The organism is Sphingomonas sp. (genome assembly GCF_019242355.1).
In the GTDB taxonomy this organism is placed as follows: domain Bacteria; phylum Pseudomonadota; class Alphaproteobacteria; order Sphingomonadales; family Sphingomonadaceae; genus Sphingomicrobium.
This window is the reverse complement of sequence record NZ_JAFAVR010000284.1, coordinates 20,487-36,917: the sequence shown is the minus strand read 5'-3', so window position 1 is coordinate 36,917 and position 16,431 is coordinate 20,487. Positions and strand designations below refer to the sequence as shown.

18 protein-coding genes are annotated in these 16,431 nt (G+C 66.7%); 5 read left to right on the top strand and 13 right to left on the bottom strand.

Annotated features, from left to right (window positions below; translation table 11 throughout):
• Positions 1-662: DUF885 family protein (locus tag JOZ79_RS13850; RefSeq protein WP_294075317.1), on the top strand; the 662-nt coding region annotated here is incomplete at its 5' end.
• A 10-nt stretch (positions 663-672) separates the two neighbouring features.
• Positions 673-1,554 carry a YkgJ family cysteine cluster protein gene (locus JOZ79_RS13845; RefSeq protein ID WP_294075314.1) on the top strand — a complete coding sequence of 294 codons (882 nt, stop codon included), beginning with the start codon at positions 673-675 and terminating at the stop codon, positions 1,552-1,554.
• Here JOZ79_RS13845 and JOZ79_RS13840 read toward each other — a convergent pair.
• Positions 1,526-3,103 (bottom strand): lysine--tRNA ligase, encoded by a 1,578-nt coding sequence (locus JOZ79_RS13840; RefSeq protein ID WP_294075312.1) that lies wholly within the window; start codon positions 3,101-3,103, stop codon positions 1,526-1,528. The two genes, JOZ79_RS13845 and JOZ79_RS13840, sit on opposite strands and share 29 nt — an antisense overlap.
• A 40-nt stretch (positions 3,104-3,143) precedes the next feature.
• Between JOZ79_RS13840 and JOZ79_RS13835 the strand changes: the two genes are divergently transcribed.
• On the top strand, positions 3,144-5,846 hold the full coding sequence (locus JOZ79_RS13835) for an ATP-dependent DNA helicase (protein ID WP_294075309.1): 2,703 nt from the start codon (positions 3,144-3,146) through the stop codon (positions 5,844-5,846).
• Here the strand turns inward: JOZ79_RS13835 and JOZ79_RS13830 are convergent.
• The 7 genes from JOZ79_RS13830 to JOZ79_RS13800 all read right to left on the bottom strand — a co-directional run bounded on the left by JOZ79_RS13830 (position 5,843) and on the right by JOZ79_RS13800 (position 10,951).
• Positions 5,843-6,241, bottom strand: coding sequence for a MerR family transcriptional regulator (locus JOZ79_RS13830; RefSeq protein WP_294075307.1), 399 nt, complete (start codon positions 6,239-6,241; stop codon positions 5,843-5,845). The genes JOZ79_RS13835 and JOZ79_RS13830 overlap by 4 nt on opposite strands.
• A gap of 7 nt (positions 6,242-6,248) precedes the next feature.
• On the bottom strand, positions 6,249-6,578 hold the full coding sequence (locus tag JOZ79_RS13825) for an integration host factor subunit alpha (RefSeq protein ID WP_294075304.1): 330 nt from the start codon (positions 6,576-6,578) through the stop codon (positions 6,249-6,251).
• A gap of 106 nt (positions 6,579-6,684) precedes the next feature.
• The gene (locus tag JOZ79_RS13820) at positions 6,685-7,644 is read right to left on the bottom strand and encodes a beta-ketoacyl-ACP synthase III (protein ID WP_294075300.1); all 960 of its coding nucleotides are present in this window, start codon (positions 7,642-7,644) and stop codon (positions 6,685-6,687) included.
• Positions 7,641-8,690, bottom strand: coding sequence for a phosphate acyltransferase PlsX (gene plsX, locus JOZ79_RS13815; RefSeq protein ID WP_294075297.1), 1,050 nt, complete (start codon positions 8,688-8,690; stop codon positions 7,641-7,643). The genes JOZ79_RS13820 and plsX overlap by 4 nt, the downstream gene beginning before the upstream one ends.
• 28 nt (positions 8,691-8,718) lie before the next feature.
• The gene (gene rpmF / locus JOZ79_RS13810) at positions 8,719-8,898 is read right to left on the bottom strand and encodes a 50S ribosomal protein L32 (RefSeq protein ID WP_294075295.1); all 180 of its coding nucleotides are present in this window, start codon (positions 8,896-8,898) and stop codon (positions 8,719-8,721) included.
• A 143-nt stretch (positions 8,899-9,041) separates the two neighbouring features.
• Positions 9,042-9,704, bottom strand: coding sequence for an MBL fold metallo-hydrolase (locus JOZ79_RS13805; protein WP_294075292.1), 663 nt, complete (start codon positions 9,702-9,704; stop codon positions 9,042-9,044).
• A complete protein-coding gene (locus tag JOZ79_RS13800) occupies positions 9,701-10,951 on the bottom strand; it encodes a dipeptidase (RefSeq protein WP_366514825.1) in 1,251 nt (416 codons plus the stop codon). The genes JOZ79_RS13805 and JOZ79_RS13800 overlap by 4 nt, the downstream gene beginning before the upstream one ends.
• Before the next feature lie 90 nt (positions 10,952-11,041).
• Between JOZ79_RS13800 and JOZ79_RS13795 the strand changes: the two genes are divergently transcribed.
• Positions 11,042-11,284 (top strand): hypothetical protein, encoded by a 243-nt coding sequence (locus tag JOZ79_RS13795; protein WP_294075287.1) that lies wholly within the window; start codon positions 11,042-11,044, stop codon positions 11,282-11,284.
• Here JOZ79_RS13795 and pdeM read toward each other — a convergent pair.
• From pdeM to JOZ79_RS13770, 5 genes are read right to left on the bottom strand one after another with little or no spacing between them, the layout of a single operon-like run.
• Entirely contained in the window at positions 11,281-11,943 is a 663-nt protein-coding gene (pdeM, locus tag JOZ79_RS13790) for a ligase-associated DNA damage response endonuclease PdeM (RefSeq protein WP_294075284.1), read from the bottom strand. The genes JOZ79_RS13795 and pdeM overlap by 4 nt on opposite strands.
• Positions 11,944-11,988: 45 nt before the next feature.
• On the bottom strand, positions 11,989-12,459 hold the full coding sequence (locus JOZ79_RS13785) for a hypothetical protein (protein ID WP_366514824.1): 471 nt from the start codon (positions 12,457-12,459) through the stop codon (positions 11,989-11,991).
• Complete coding sequence (locus tag JOZ79_RS13780) at positions 12,435-12,716, bottom strand: hypothetical protein (protein WP_294075281.1); 282 nt, start codon at positions 12,714-12,716, stop codon at positions 12,435-12,437. The genes JOZ79_RS13785 and JOZ79_RS13780 overlap by 25 nt, the downstream gene beginning before the upstream one ends.
• Positions 12,717-12,761: 45 nt before the next feature.
• Positions 12,762-15,170, bottom strand: coding sequence for a ligase-associated DNA damage response DEXH box helicase (locus JOZ79_RS13775; RefSeq protein ID WP_294075322.1), 2,409 nt, complete (start codon positions 15,168-15,170; stop codon positions 12,762-12,764).
• Positions 15,167-15,346 (bottom strand): hypothetical protein, encoded by a 180-nt coding sequence (locus JOZ79_RS13770; RefSeq protein WP_294075325.1) that lies wholly within the window; start codon positions 15,344-15,346, stop codon positions 15,167-15,169. Before JOZ79_RS13770 ends, JOZ79_RS13775 begins: the two co-directional genes overlap by 4 nt.
• Positions 15,347-15,412: 66 nt before the next feature.
• Here JOZ79_RS13770 and JOZ79_RS13765 point away from each other — a divergent pair, with 66 nt between their 5' ends.
• The gene (locus JOZ79_RS13765; RefSeq protein WP_294075278.1) at positions 15,413-16,411 is read left to right on the top strand and encodes a ligase-associated DNA damage response exonuclease; all 999 of its coding nucleotides are present in this window, start codon (positions 15,413-15,415) and stop codon (positions 16,409-16,411) included.
• Positions 16,412-16,431 lie beyond the last annotated feature (20 nt).

The window sequence follows — 16,431 nt, the reverse complement described above, 5'->3', positions numbered from 1 at the left end:
ACCCGTTCCGCGAGAAGTTCGAGGCGGGCGGCTCCTACGAGCAGGGCAGCGCCGACGGCACGCGGCCGGGCACCTTCTATTTCAACGCCTATGACCTGCCGTCGCGCAGTATCTGGGAAGAAACGACGCTGTTCCTCCACGAGGGCGAGCCCGGCCACCACTTCCAGATCAGCCTGGCACAGGAAAATCCGGCACTGCCGAATTTCATGCGCTTCGGCGGCAACACCGCTTATGTCGAAGGCTGGGCGCTCTATTCGGAAACGCTCGGCTATCCGATGGGCTTCTACAAGGATCCCTACCAGCGCTTCGGCACGCTTAACGACGAGATGCTGCGCGCGATGCGGCTAGTGGTGGACACTGGCATCCACACCAAGGGTTGGACCCGCGACCAGGCGATTGCCTACATGCTCAGCCATTCGGGAGAGTCGCAGACCGACGCGACTGCCGAGGTCGAGCGCTACATCGCCATTCCCAGCCAGGCACTCGCCTATAAGCTCGGCGCGCTGACCATCCAGCGGTTGCGCGACAAGGCGAAAGTGGAGCTGGGCGCCCAGTTCGACATCCGCGAATTCCACGACCAGGTGCTGAACACCGGCGCTCTTCCGCTCGCGATCCTGGAGCAGAAGATCGACCGCTGGATCGCTTCAAAGAAGGCAATGTGACGCCCGATCGATGAGCGGCGTTCGACACTTTGCCTGCACCCAGTGCGGCAAGTGCTGCAACCGCGCTCCGGAGGTCGAGCTGTCGGAAGCGGCGTCCCTCGCGGACGTGTTTGTGTTCCGCTTGCTGTTCCGAGTTTACAGTCTGCCGCGCGCGCCGGAGCGCGGGGCCGATGCCGAGGTCTTTTACCAGAAGAAGCGCCTGCTCGCCGCCCACGCCGCGCGCAAATCTCCGGTGAAGCTCATGCGGCAGAGCAAGCCCGTCGACAGCACCAGCTACCTGTTGATCTCGGCGCTCGCGCTCGACACGTTGCCGGGCGCCTGCGCCGCGCTGGACGAGGGCCGCTGCAGCATCCACGACCGCCGCCCCCTTGGTTGTCGGTCGGTGCCCTTCCATTATTCCCGTCCCCACGGACTCGCGCTGGCCGACTTCGATGCGTTCGTGGCGACGCCCGGCTATGCCTGCGACACCAGCGAAGCGGGGGCGCCATTCCTGCAGGGTGGCCGCATCGTCGATGCCCCAACGCTTCAGGCGCGCGGCGACGCGCTGCAGCTCGCGACAATTGACCGTCCGTGGAAGGAGGCCATCGTCCGGGCGATGAAGCGAGGAAGCGATTCCTCACTTCCGAGCCTGGCAGACATTGAGGCGAACGCCGGCTTCGCGGCCATGACGGCGTCGATGCGGACAGCGTGGGAGATCGCCGCTGACACGGGACTGCTCGGCAGGGAAAAGGCGAGGGGGTTGATCCAGCAGCAATTGGCGACAATCGAGCGAGAGGTTCAGCGCGGGGAGCGCTCCGCCGCGGACTGGCAAACGCTTCAGGAGATGTGCAGGGACTATCGGCAGGCGTTGCGGCAAGCCGTCGTCAGTTCGTTGCCAAAGCTTCGGCGATGAGCTTGCGGCTGTTGTCGATGCCATAGAGGGCGATGAAGCTACCCATGCGGGGGCCCTGACTGGAGCCGAGGAGCGTCTCGTAGAGCGCTTGGAACCAGGCGCGGAGACTGTCGAACGGGTGGCGCTTGCCGACTTCGAAGACCGCGTTCTGGATCGCCTCGCCATCGGCGCCCGGCGGAAGCTTTTGCAATTCTGAATCGAGGTCGCGCAGCGCTTCGGCCTCGACCTCGGAGGGGACCCGGCGGTGCAGCGTCGGCACGACGAAGTCGCGGGCGTAGTTCACCGCTAGGCCAATCAACTCGTCGAGCTCGGGGTCGGTCTCGGCCGAGGTGCCCGGCGCGTAGCGCTGGACGAAGCGCCAGGCGGTGTCCTTGTCCGCGACGCCCGGCAGGCTGACGAGGTTCAGCAGCAGCCCGTAGGTCAGCGGCAGCGCCGCCGTCGGTACCTTGCCGGCGTGGATGTGGTGCACGGGATTGCCGAGCTTCTGCTCGATCGGCTGACCGGGATAATTGCCGCGGAACTGCCAGTACTCGTCGACGGCGCGCGGAATGACGCCGATGTGAAGGCTCTTGGCGCGCTTGGGCTCTCGGTAGATGTAGAAGGCGAGGCTTGGCTCGCTGCCATAGCGCAGCCATTCGTCGAGGGTCAGGCCATTGCCCTTCGACTTGGAGATCTTCTCGCCCTTTTCGTCGAGGAACATCTCGTAGTTGAAGCCCTCGGGCGGCCGGCCACCGAGGATGCGGGCAATCTTGCCGGACTGGATGACGCTGTCGATGAGGTCCTTGCCAGCCATCTCATAGTCAACGCCGAGAGCGACCCAGCGCGCCGCCCAGTCGACCTTCCATTGCAGCTTTCCCAATCCGCCGAACGCCGATTGGTGGATGCGGACGCCGTCCTCGTCGTCGAATGCGATGAGGCCGGCTTGGGCGTCGATCACCTCGACCGGAACCTGCAGCACCCGGCCCGTTGACGGCGACACGGGTAGCAAAGGCGAATAGGTTCGACGCCGATCCTCGCGCAAGGTCGGAAGCATGACGCCCATGATTGCGTCCCAGTTCGCCAGCACGTTGCGGATCGCCTCATCGAAACGGCCGCCAATGTAATATTCGGTCGATGACGCGAACTCGTAGTCGAACCCAAACCGGTCGAGGAACGACCGCAGCATCGCGTTATTGTGATGCGCGAAGCTCTCGTGCGTCTCGAAGGGGTCGGGGATCTGCGTCAGCGGCTTGCCGAGATGCGTCGCGAGCATTTCCTGGTTCGGAACGTTATCGGGGACCTTTCTCAGCCCGTCCATGTCGTCGCTGAAGGCGATCAGACGAGTCGGCGCGCCCGTAAGCTCCTCGTACGCGTGGCGAACGAAGCTGGTCCGCGCGACCTCGTTGAACGTGCCGATGTGAGGGAGTCCGGAGGGACCATATCCGGTCTCAAAGATCACCGGTTGACCGGCGGGCTTCCCATCCGGCCACCGCTTCAGAAGCTTGCGCGCTTCCTCGTAAGGCCAGGCCTTGGACGCCAGTGCGGCGGTGCGAAGCGTTTCGGCGTCCAAATCCGTTGCTCTTCTGTTCTCTTGGGGCCAGGGTCCTGGGATGGCCGCTCCTTTGCCGCTTCCCGCGCTGCACGCAACCCACGCCGGCATCTGGCTGGCCGGCGTTGACGGCGAGGTGCGTGAGGCAAGCCGGGGCGAGGCGATCGCGCGCGCGGCGGAGACACCGCACATCGTCCTCAACGCGCCGCTGGTCGGGCAGAGGCTCGGCTATCCCGAGCTGTCGGGCGCCGACCTTCTGGAGCTCTTCGCGTTCGTCCATCCGGCCCGCTTCGCGGTTCCGACGGCGGCCGGATTGAGCCGCGCCGTCGGGATCGAGCCGCCGGGCAGCGATGCAGAGGCGGCGGCAGCCCTGCGCACGATCGCAGGACGGCTCCTGTCTATCCTCACCAATCCGGACTGGCGTGAGCGCGAGGGCGCGTGGACGGTCAACGCGACGCTGCATCGCCTTGGCTGGACCTGGGCGGCGCTGATCGGTGCGCGGTTGGAGCGGCCGGAACGGGAGCGGATGCTGTTCTCGCGACTGAAGTCCTGGGAGGAGGCCGGCGAGCGTCCTCCGCCGCTCGCGGTGACCCTCGCTCCAGAGGCAGCACAGGCGCGGCTGGAGCGCCTCACGGGGCGCGCGGAGACGCGCGAGGGCCAGCGTGCGATGGCGGAGGCTGTCGGCACGCTGTTCGGACCCAAGCGCCGCAAGGAGGCGCCCAACCTGCTGCTCGCCGAAGCCGGCACCGGCATCGGCAAGACGCTGGCCTATCTCGCATCCGCGTCCCTGTGGGCGGAGCAGTCGGGTGGCACGGTCTGGGTGTCGACTTTCACGAAGGCGTTGCAGCGGCAGCTGGACGGCGAGGGACCGAAGCTGTTCGCCGACCCGGACGAGCGGGCACGCCGGATCGTCGTGCGCAAGGGGCGCGAGAATTACCTTTGCCTGCTGAACCTGGAGGACGCTCTGCAGGGCGCGTTCGCTGGCAGGGCCGCAATCCTGGCGCAGCTGGTCGGGCGCTGGGCGGCATATACCAAGGACGGCGACATGGTCGGGGGCGACTTGCCGGGCTGGCTGCCGAGCCTGTTCCGCCGCGCTGGCGCAACTGCGCTCACCGACCGGCGCGGCGAATGCGTCTATGCCGGTTGTCCGCACTACCGCCGCTGCTTCATCGAGCGCGCGGAGCGATCGAGCCGCGAAGCGGACATCGTCATCGCCAACCATGCGCTGGTCATGGTCAATGCGGCCCGCGCCCGGGAGGACGCGCCGCGGCGAATCCTGTTCGACGAGGGCCATCACCTGTTCGATGCCGCCGATTCGACCTTCGCGGTGACGTTCGGCGGGCAGGAGGCGATCGAGCTCCGACGCTGGATCGTTGGGCCGGAAGGACGCACTCGCGGGCGGCGGCGCGGTCTTGCGGCGAGGCTGATGGACGTTGCCTCCTATGACGAGGAAGGGGCGGCTGCGCTGGAGGATGCGCTCGAGGCGGCGCGGGCGCTGCCGTCGGACGGATGGTTGCAGCGCGTGGTCGAGGGATCGCCGTTCGGACCCGTCGAGGCGTTGCTTGGAGAAGTGCGCGGCACCGTCTACGCGCGCGCCAAGGCACAGGAAGCGGGCTGCGGGCTGGAGACCGAGCTCGCGGAGCCCGACGGCGCGATGGTCACTCGGGCGAGCGAGGCGATGCAATCGCTGGAGTCGTTGCAGAAGCCTTTGGCCGCGCTCGGACGTAGGCTCGAGGCCGTGATCGAGGATGCGCCGGACTGGCTCGATTCGCAGGCCCGCGCTCGCGTCGACGGCGCCATCCGCGGCCTAGGGTGGCGGCGCGAGACGTTGGCGGCCTGGATCGCGCTGCTTGCCCGGATCGGCGGCGAGGCGGACCCGGAATTCGTCGACTGGCTGGCCGTCGACCGGATCGACGGACGCGAATACGACATTGCCATCCATCGCCGCTGGCTCGATCCCACCAAGCCGCTGGCCGGAGCGGTTCTGGCGCCGGCGGATGGCGTACTTGTAACGTCCGCGACCCTCCGTGGAGGCGAGGACTGGTTGGCAGCGGAAGCGCGGACCGGCGCGCGTCACCTTGCGTCGCCGGGCGAGCGGTTCGAGGCGAATAGTCCGTTCGACTACGCCGGCTGCTCCGAAGTTCTGATCGTGACCGACGTGAAGCAGGGTGACGTCGCGGCGCTGGCCAGCGCCTACGCACGACTGATCGAGGCGGCGGGCGGCGGGACACTCGGCCTGTTCACCGCAGTGCAGCGGCTGAAGGCGGTGCACGCTCGCATTGCCGACCGACTGGCGCGGACGGGACTGCCGCTGCTCGCCCAGCACGTCGATCCGATCGACGCCGGGACCCTCGTCGATATCTTCCGCGACGATCCCCGCTCATCCTTGCTCGGGACAGACGCCTTGCGGGACGGAGTCGACGTGCCGGGCGAATCGCTCCGGCTGGTCGTCATGGAGCGGGTGCCGTGGCCGCGGCCGACGGTGCTCCACGCGGCGCGGCGCATGGTGGGCGGCGGCAGCGTCTATGATGACCGGGTGGTCCGGGCGCGGCTGGCGCAGGCGTTCGGCCGGCTTATCCGGCGCCAGGGCGACCGGGGCGTCTTCGTGATCCTGTCGGCGGCGATGCCGTCGCGGCTGCTGGCGGCCTTTCCGGCTGGTGTCGCGGTGCGGCGAATCCCGCTCGACGAAGCGATCGCCAGGGTTCGCGACAGGCTTTCGACGGAGGCCCGCGCCGGGACCGTGGCCGCGCCGGCCGACGCTTAGTCGTCGAGCGCGTCGGCGAGGCGGTTGCGAAGGGCGATCAGACGGAAGACATCGACGTTGGAGCTGTCTTCCGGCGCCTCTTCGCCTGGAAATGCGTCGACAATCGCTGGAGGAGCGGCGCTTGGCTCATCGGCTGCAACAGGGTTGGCCTTGTCGCGGAGCAGCTTCTGGACGCCGCGGACGGTGTAGCCCTCTTCATTCAGGAGCCGGTTGATCCGGCCAGCAAGCTCGACATCCGCGGGGCGATAGTAACGGCGATTGCCCGCACGCTGCATGGGCCTCAATTGCGGGAATCGGGTCTCCCAATAGCGCAGGATGTGCTGGGCGACGCCCAGCTCCTGCGACAATTCGCCGATCGTCTTGAACGCGCCGGCTGACTTTTCCGCCGTCGCCACCGAATGCCTATTTGGCGATCCGGTCGCGCATGATCTGGCTGGCGCGGAAGGTCATCACGCGCCGCGGAGCGATCGGAACCTCGACACCGGTCTTCGGGTTGCGGCCGATCCTTTGGCCCTTGTCGCGCAGGATGAACGTGCCGAAGCCGGAAATCTTGACGTTTTTTCCCTGCGATAGCGCGTGGCACATGTGGTGAAGGACCCGCTCGACCACGCCCGCCGACTCGGCGCGCGACAGGCCGAGCTTGCGGTGCACCACATCGGCAAGGTCGGCCCGGGTCAGCGTTCCATCCGCTGCCGTCTCCTTGCTGATCCTTGCAATGCCCAAGTCCGCCATTATCGTCTCCCGACCTCACGGCGATGCCCGCGCCGCGCAATTACAGTTCCGTAACGGAAATTCCCCGTGTCGGCAAATCGACTATTCGCCGGATTGCTGATATTTATCAATAGCGGAGCGCCGCCGCACCCCAAGTAAATCCACCGCCCATCGCTTCCAGCACGACAAGATCGCCGCGTTTGATCCGCCCGTCGCGGACTGCTGTGTCTAGCGCGAGCGGCACGGAGGCCGCCGATGTATTGGCGTGCCGATCTACGGTCATGACCACTTTTTCCGCCGGAAGCCCGAGTTTTCGCGCGGTCGCGTCCAGGATGCGGGCATTGGCCTGGTGCGGAACGACCCAGTCGACATCGGCCGGGCTGAGGCCGGCGTCGGCGAGCACCTCGGTCAGGACATCGGCAAGATTGACCACTGCATGGCGAAAAACTTCGCGGCCCTTCATCCGCAGCTTGCCGACGGTTCCGGTCGTCGATGGACCGCCGTCCACGAACAATAGGTCGTTGTGACGGCCATCGGCGTGCAACTTGGTTGCAAGGATTCCGCTAGGTCCGTCCTCGGCGCTGAGAACGACCGCTCCGGCGCCGTCGCCGAACAGGACGCAGGTCGCTCGATCTTCCCAGTCGAGCAGCCTGCTGAAGGTCTCAGCGCCGATGACCAGCGCCTTTCGGGCATTGCCGGAACGGACCATCGAATCGGCGACGGTCAGCGCATAAAGGAAGCCCGTGCAGACCGCGTGGACGTCGAACGCGACGCAATCGGCGATCCCAAGGGTCGCCTGGACCTTGGTCGCGGACGACGGAAAGGTCTGGTCGGGTGTCGCCGTCGCAAGCACGATAAGGTCGATGTCCGAGGGCTGGAACCCGGCCGCCTCGAGCGCATTTCGCGCCGCCTCGGTCGCAAGGCTCGCCGTCGTCTCCCCGTCGCCCGCGATATAGCGGCTGCGGATCCCCGTTCGCTCGACGATCCAGGCGTCGGACGTGTCGACCGTCTCGGCCAGCTCGGCATTGTCGATCCGACGCCTGGGCAGGGCCGAGCCTGTGCCGGCGATCACGGACCGCACGCTCACTTGGCGCTCTCCGCGGCGAAGGCGTGGGCGCGGAAATTGTCGAGGTCGTCGCCGATCTTCCGGATAATGTCGCTCGTTACCATGCTCGCCGCGACCCGGATGGCATTGGCGACGCCCTTCGGGTTCGCGCCGCCGTGGCTCTTCACGACGAGGCCGTTGAGACCCAGGAAGACCGCGCCATTATGGTTGTTCGGGTCGAGATGGACCTTGAGCAAGTTGAGCGCCGGCTGTGACAGCGCGAAACCCGCCTTCGACCGTAGCGAGCTCTTGAACGCGCGGCGGAGCAGGTCGGTGACGAAGCGCGCCGTGCCCTCCGCGGTCTTCAGCGCGATGTTTCCCGAGAACCCATCGGTAACGACGACGTCGACCTCGCCGCGCGACAGCTGGTCCCCTTCGGTGAAGCCATCGAACCGCATCGGCAGATAGTCCGCTTCGCGCAGCAGGGCCGCAGCTTCCTTGAGCTCGTCGGTGCCCTTCAGCTCCTCGGTACCGATGTTGAGAAGCTTCACGCGCGGCTGACCGACGCCAATGACGGTGCGGGCATAGGCCGAGCCCATCACCGCGAACTGAACGAGGTTCTGAGCATCGCACTCGGTATTGGCGCCGAGGTCGAGCATGACGAGATCGGTGTCCCCGAGCGTTGGCAGGAGCGCGGCGAGCGCCGGACGGTCTATGCCGGGCATGGTGCGAAGGGCGAGCTTCGACATGGCCATCAGCGCGCCGGTATTGCCTCCGGACAAGGCGGCGTCGGCCCGGCCTTCCTTCACCGCATTGATCGCGACGCCCATCGAGGTCGTGCGAGCACGGCGGATGGCCTGGGTCGGCTTCTCGCTCGCGGCGATTGCCTCGGCGGAATGGACCACCTCGATATTGTCGCGGAGATTGTCGTGCCGCTTGAGCTCCGCGCCGATCCGCGCCTCGTCGCCGTGGAACATGAAGCAGAGCGCGGGATCGCGCCGGCGCGCGCTCGCAGCTCCGGCGATCATCGCCGCCGGGCCGCTGTCCCCTCCCATTGCGTCAATGGCGATGCGTGGGCCGTGAGCCACTAACCGCCCCTTCGCGCCTGGCGCTCGCTCAGGCCTCGGACGAGACGATCTCGCGGCCGTTGTAGTGGCCGCAAGCGTTGCAGAGGTTGTGCGGGCGCTTGAGCTCGCCGCAGTTCGGGCATTCCTGGAACGACGGCGCAGTCAGCGCGTGATGGCTGCGGCGCATGTTCCGCTTCGAGGGCGACGTTTTTCTCTTCGGGACAGCCATTGCGGCACCTTATTCCAATAAAAATTGCGACGATCTGCGCCTCATCACAGCAGGGCTTCCTTGCGTCAGCACCCGCGGGCGGCGGCCGGATCGTCGCGAACCGCCGCCCCTATAGCGAAAGCGTCGCCAAGCGCAACCCGCTGTCAGGCGGAAGCGAGCGTCCGATCAGAGACATAGGGGTTAGTCCGCCGTTCGTGGCCGAAGGTCGATATCTCGCCATGGCCCGGGACGAAGGCGGTGTCGTCGCCCATCGGCCAGAGCTTGTCGACGATCGAGCGGAGGAGGTGCTGCTGGTTGCCCATCGGGAAGTCCCAACGGCCAACCGAGCCCTTGAAGAGGACGTCGCCGACCAGCGCCAGCCTGGATTCCGCATGGTGGAAAACGACATGGCCGGGCGTGTGGCCAGGGCAATGGCTGACCGAGAAGGTGAGGTCGCCGACGGTCACCTCGTCGCCGTCGACCAGCCAGCGTGCGGGCGTAAAGGGCCGGCCGGGGATGTTGTACTGGGCGCCATCCTCGTGAAGGCGGGCGATCCAGAACAGGTCGGCCTCATGGGGACCCTCGATCGGCACGCCAAGCTCGTCGGCGAGGATTCCCGCGGCTCCGCAATGATCGATGTGGCCGTGGGTGACGAGAATCTTCTCGATGGTGACGCCGGCTTGTTCGGCAGCGGCCTTGAGGCGCGGCAGGTCGCCGCCGGGATCGACGAAGGCCCCGCGCATGGTCTTCGTGCACCAGACGAGGCTGCAATTCTGCTGGAACGCGGTGACGGGGAGGATGGCGAGGCGAAGCGGATGATCGCTCATTTTGGCTGATCCAGGGTCGCCATCGACGGAGCTTCGTTCTTCATCGACGCGGAGATGGCTTCCGCCTGACGGAGGACGCGCAGCAGGTTGCCGCCGGCGAGCTTGGCGAGGTTGGCGTCGCTCCAGCCACGGCGGATCAGTTCGGCGAACAGCAGGGGATAGCCGGCGACGGAGGCAAGGCCTTCCGGCGCAACGTCGATGCCGTCGAGATCGCCGCCGATGCCGACGTGATCATAGCCGGCGACCTTGGCGATATGATCGATGTGGTCGGCGACCTGCGCGATCGTCGCGACCGGTGCGGTATGGGCTTGTTCCCAAGACGCGATCTCGGCCTTGCGCCTGGCCGGGTCGTTCGGAAACAGCGCCTTGGCTCGCGCTTCCTCGCCCGCGTGGTCGGCGGTCCACAGCCGGACGCCGTTGGAGACATAGGCGCTGTAGAAATTGACCATCACCACGCCGCCGTTCGCCGCGGTCAGTCTCAGGATGTCGTCGGGGACGTTGCGCGGATGATCGTCGAGCGCCCGGGCGCTGCTGTGCGAGAAGATGACCGGGGCGCGGCTTTCCTTCAGCGCGTCGCGCATGGTGTCATCGCTGACGTGGCTCAAATCGACCAACATGCCGAGGCGGTTCATCTCGTGGACGACGGCGACGCCGAAGGCGTTGAGGCCGTGGTACTTGGGATCGTCGGTGGCGCTGTCGGCGAACTCGTTGTTCTTGAAGTGGCTGAGCGTCATGTAGCGCGCGCCGAGGTCATAATAGGCGCGCAGCGCGGCAAGACTACCGCCGATCTGGTGCCCGCCCTCGACCCCGATCAGCGAGGCGACGCGCCCGCTCCGGTGGATTCGAACGATATGGTCGGCGGTGCGCGCGAGAGCGAGGTCGTTCGGATAGGCCTTTACCAGCCGCTTCACCGTGTCGATCTGCTCCAGGGTCTCGCGGATCGCCTCGTCGCCGGTGACGTCGGACGAGATGTAGACCGACCAGAATTGCGCCCCGACGCGGCCGGCGTGGAGGCGGGCCATGTCGGTCATCAACGGATGCGCCCGCTGGGCGGTGCCGCTAGCCAAACCCTCGACGCTGAGCCCATAATTCTCGCGCAGCTGCTCGGGCAGGTCGTTGTGCCCGTCGATCAGCGGTGTGGCCTTGAGGATGCGGTCGATCCGCGCCTGGACGTGCGGAGGAATCGTCTGGGCGGCGGCGGGAGCGCTCGCGACCAGTGCCCCGGCAATCAGCAGCATCTTTTTCATCGTCATCGGCCAAGGGTTTAGCAGCGGCCGGCAGGCACGCAATGCGACGGGGGCTTGCCGCGGCGCGCTTCTACCGTGAATGATGGGCCGATGGAGCCTGCCGCCGACCTCGAGGAAATCATGCGCTTCGACCCTGACGAAGGGATCGCCGACCTCGATCGGCACCTCGACCGGCTGAAGGACGCGGCGGAGGCGCAGGGCTTCAAGTTCGACCGCCACGCTGCCCGCAACGAGCTCCAGGCCGCGACCTTCGGCAAGCGTCGAGCCGCGACCGCGCGGCTTCTGCTGTCCCCGACCGGCGCGATGGCGATCGAGGTGACGTCCGCCGACTAGGCGGCGAGCGGAAACCGCAACAGCCGGTCCGACACGGGAACGAGCGCTGCAGCGCCGCTGCCGACCGAGCCCAGGATGCCTGGATGATGCGCGTCGAGCCCGCCGGTCAACGAACCGAACGCCGGCATGATGATCTTGGTCGCCGACTTCACGAAGCAGCGGCGGGAAACATGGCGGCCGCGGACGTTGAGGCGGAGCTTCGGATGGAAATGGCCGGAGATTTCCGGAGCCGGGTCGTCTCGAACGGCTTCGTGGCGGAGGATGATACCGCCGATTTCGACCTCATCCACCAGCCGGCCGCCACAATGATCGGCGAAGCCGGGATCGTGATTGCCGACGATCCAGATCCAGTCGAGCTGCGTCGTCAGCCGGGTGAGCAGCTCCCGCGCATTGGTCGGAAGCCGGTCGCAGCCGAAGCGATCGTGGAAGCTGTCGCCGAGGCAGTAGAGCCGCGTCGCCTTGGTGCGCTCCACCTGCGCCGCCAGCGCCGCGAGGGTCGCATGCGAATCGTAGGGCGGCAGGAACTGGCCGAGCCTCGCAAACCAGCTCGCCTTCTCGAGGTGCAGGTCGGCGACGAGCAGCGCGCTCTGCTCCGGCCAGAACAGCGCGCCCTCTGCCGTTGCGAGAAACGTTTCGCCTGCGAACGAAAGGGGAACCATCAGCAGGTCAATGCGAGCAGCGGAGCGCCTTGGCAACCGGCAAAATCATTCCATCGACAGGACGTGGTCGCGAAACGCGCGGGCGTCGTGGAGGGCGTTGTGCGGCACCTTGCTGTTCGCCGCGGTGCTGAAATTGCTCATCGGGGTCAGGCGGAAGGTCAGGTGGCGAAGTTCGACCATGTCGCCGGGTCCGGTGATCAGGAGGTTGCAGAACTGCGCGACATCCTCCGGCCAGTCGGCGACGATCAGCGGCTCCTCGTCATGACGGAGATAGTGCTCGAGCTCCTTGGCGGCATCATCCCGGGACAGGCGCGGGCAAGACAAAGGCTCAGGGACCATGTCCATGTAGGGGATGACGTGCTGCCCGACCCATTCAGAGATGGGCTCGTCGGTTTTCAATGTCAGGTAGAAATCGTCCCCGTCGTCCGGGACCAGGGCAAGGCTAAGCAGCGCCCCACCGACACCATTATATTCGGTGTCGAGGAAATATCTCAGCGCTGCGCTCCGCCGGTGCAATCGTCGGTCGGCAGCGGGCGGCCGGAGCGGCAGCGCGCCATTGCGTCGCGATAGAGCTTGCCGCGCTCTTCGTCCTCCTTGCGCAGCTTGCGGCCGGCGTTGCGGTCGGCCTCGGCCTGGCTGGTGGTGAGCTTGTCGACTCCATAGGAGGCGGCCTTCACCGGCAGGGTGACGGCGGTGACGGCGGTCTTCGCGACCGTCTCGACGACGCAGCCGCTGAGGAGCACGGGAACGAGCAGGATAAGGATGCGCTTCATGGCCCAAGCCTCGCAGATGCGGGGAGAATGGGCAATGAGACTTCGCTATAATTGCATGGCTTCCTGGGCCAGCGCTTCGGCCTGGCTAAGCAGGGTCTCGTCTGCCTCGGCTCCCGGCGGGAGGGCTTCGCGGCCGACGATGACCATCAGCGGCACGGCCATCGGCGTGATCCGATCGACCTCGACGTGGAGCATGGTCGCCGAGGCGCGATCGACCAGGCGGACGAGGCGGCCCAGCTCGGTCATTCGGCGCCGCGCATCGTCCCAGGCGGCGCGTAGCAGCAAGTGCTCGGGCTCGTATCGGCGGAGCACGTCGTAGATGAGGTCGGTCGAGAAGCTGACCTGCCGCCCTGTCTTCTTCTTGCCGGGATGATGGCGCTCGACGAGTCCGCCGATCACCGCGACCTCGCGAAAGGCATTCTTGAGCAGCATCGAGCTTTCGACCCAGGTGACGAACTCGTCCTCGAGGATATCGGGCGAGAACAGCGATTGCGGATCGGTGATCGGCTCCAGCCCATAGCAGGCGAGGCCGTAGTCGTTGGCGACGAAGCCGAGCGGCTTTAGCCCGGCCGTCTCCATCCGGCGCGTGATCAGCATTCCCAGCGACTGGTGCGCGTTCCAGCCTTCGAAGCTGTAGGCGACCATGTAGAACTTGCCCTCGTGCGGGAAAGTCTCGACGAGAAGCTGGTGTGGTTCCGGGAGGACGGAGCGTTCGGACTGCACCTCCAGCCACTCACTGACGTCGGCTGGGAAGCGGCTCCAGTCGTTGCGGTCGCACAGCATGTGGCGGACGCGGTTGGCGAGATGGGTCGACATCGACATGCGCTGGCCGCCGTAGGTGACGATCCGCGCCTGCTTCGACGAAGCATGGACGATGACGTCCGTGTCCTTGAACTGCTCGACCTCGAGGCTGAGGCCCGAGAAGAAGAAGTGATCGCCGGGCGCCAGGGTCGAGGCGTAGCCTTCCTCGATTGTGCCGAGGCTGCGGCCGTTGCGGAAGCGGACGGTGAGCAGCGGCTGCTCGACGATGACGCCGGCGTTGAGTCGATGTTGCTGGGCGATCTGCGGCCGGGTGATCCGCCACAGGCCGCCGGCTTCCGGGACCAGCCGCCGAAAGCGGTCGTACGCTTTCAGAGCATAGCCGCCCGTCGCGATGAAGTTCAGGATTTCCTCGAAGGTTTCCTGCTTAAGACCGGCGTATGGCGCCGACGAGTGAACCTCGGCGAGCATCTCGTCTTGCTGGAATGGTGCGGCGACGGCCATGGCGAGGATGTGCTGGGCGAGGACGTCGAGCGCGCCGGGGCGGAAGACTTCGGGGTCGAGCTCGCCGTCGTCGATCGCGTCGAGCGCGGCCCGGGCCTCGAGATATTCGAAGCGGTTGCCGGGGACGATGATCCCCTTGCTCGGCTCGTCGAGCCGGTGGTTGGCGCGGCCGATGCGCTGCAACAGGCGCGAGCTCCCCTTCGGCGCGCCCATCTGAACGACGAGATCGACATCGCCCCAGTCGATGCCGAGGTCGAGGCTGGCGGTGGCGACCAGGCCGCGGAGCTTGCCCATGGCCATCGCGCCCTCGACCCGGCGCCGTGCCTCGACCGCGAGACTGCCGTGGTGGATGCCGATGGGAAGGGCGTTGTCGTTGACGGCCCACAGGTCCTGGAAGATCAGTTCGGCGAGGCTCCGCGTGTTGCAGAAGACGAGGGTCGTCTTGTGCGCCTCGATCAGCTTCATCACCTCGCGCGCGGCGTGGCGGCCGCTGTGGCCGGCCCAGGGGATGCGGTTCTCGGGGATCAGGATCGACAGGTCCGGGTCCGCGCCCGGATCGCCGATGACAAGATCGACCAGCTCCATGTCCGCGTTGGGAGCGAGCCAGCCGCGATAGGCGTCGGGGTCGCTGATCGTCGCCGACAGCCCGACCCGGCGAAGTCCGGGCGCCAGCTTCTGAAGGCGCGCCATCGACAGCGACAGCAAATCGCCGCGCTTCTCCTTGGCGAAGCCGTGAAGCTCGTCGACGACGATCGATTGCAGGCTTTCGAACATCGTCACGGAGTCAGGATAGCTCAGCAGCAGGCTCAAGGATTCCGGCGTCGTCAGCAGCACCTGCGGCGGCTTCAGCCGCTGCCGCGCCTTGCGGTCGGACGGCGTGTCGCCGGTGCGCGTCTCGACCCGGATCGGCAGACCCATCGCCTCGATCGGGCCGATCAAATTGCGCTGGACGTCGACCGCCAGCGCCTTCAGCGGCGAGACGTAGAGCGTGTGGAGCCCATCGGCGGGCCGCTCGGCGAGGTCGCAGATGGTGGGCAGGAACCCGGCGAGCGTCTTGCCGGCGCCGGTTGCGGCGACCAGTAGCGCGCTTCGTCCGGCCCGCGCGCGCTCCAGCATCTCCAGCTGGTGCCGGCGCGGCCGCCATCCCTTGGCGTCGAACCAGCTTTGAACGGCTTCGGGAAGTCTGCTCAGAGCTCGTCGGTCCCCTCGCGTCGGCGCGCCTCTTCCTCGGCATAGCCTTCGCGCGTGGCTTGTTCGGTGCGGCCGGTCTTGCCGGTCGACCGGCGCTGCATGACCAGCCAGACGAGGACGATCAGGAGGATCGCCGGTCCGAGAATTTCGACAATGCCAAGGGTGGTTTCGTCCATGCTTTTGCCTCCCGAATTGATCTGGCTGCACGGGAACTGTCCCGCTTTCGGCTAGTATAGCTCGCGATGGCGCGATTGGGTTCCTGGATCGAGTCCCACCCGGAGGGCATCTATGTGCGCCCCGCCGATGCGTGGATCGATCCGTCGCAGCCCAAGGACCGAGCCTGGGTCACGCATGGCCACGGCGACCATGCGCGTGGCGGGCATGGCGCGGTGCTGGCCACGACCGAGACGCTGGCGATCATGGGCGTGCGCTACGGACCGCAGTCGGGGCAGCCGATCGCCTATGACGAGAGCCTTCGCGTTGGCGATGTCGATGTGCGCTTCGTTCCGGCAGGGCATGTGCTCGGTTCCGCCCAGATCGTAATGGAGCACAAGGGCGAGCGGGTCGTGGTGTCGGGCGACTACAAGCGCCGTCCCGACCCCACCTGCCCGTGCTTCGTGCCGGTGCCGTGCGACATCTTCATCACCGAGGCGACGTTCGGCCTGCCGGTCTTTCGCCACCCGGACACGGGCAGCGAGATCGACCGGCTACTCCACCGCCTGCATTCCGACCCGAGCCGATGCGTCCTGGTCGGCGCCTATGCGCTCGGTAAGGCGCAGCGCATCATCACCGAATTGCGCGCCCGCGGGCACGACGCGCCGATCTATTTCCACGGCGCGATGGAGCGGTTGAACCAGCTCTACGAGAGCTTCGGCGTGGCCTTGGGCGAGCTTCGCCACACCGCCGGCGCGAGCAAGCAGGAGATGGCCGGTCACATCGTCATCTGCCCGCCCGGAGCGCTCAACGACCGCTGGTCGCGGCGGCTTCCGGACCCGGTGACGGCGATGGCCTCAGGCTGGATGCGCATCCGCCAGCGCGCGCGCCAGCGCAACGTCGAGCTGCCGCTGGTCATCAGCGATCACGCCGACTGGGACGAGCTCACCATGACGATCCGCGAGCTCGCGCCAAGCGAAGTCTGGATCACCCACGGCCGCGAGGAAGCGCTCAAGCACTGGTGCATGACCCACCAGATCAAGGCGTGTGAGCTGAATTTGGTAGGTTACGAGGATGAGGACGATTGAGCTGCGCTGGTGACCGCCAG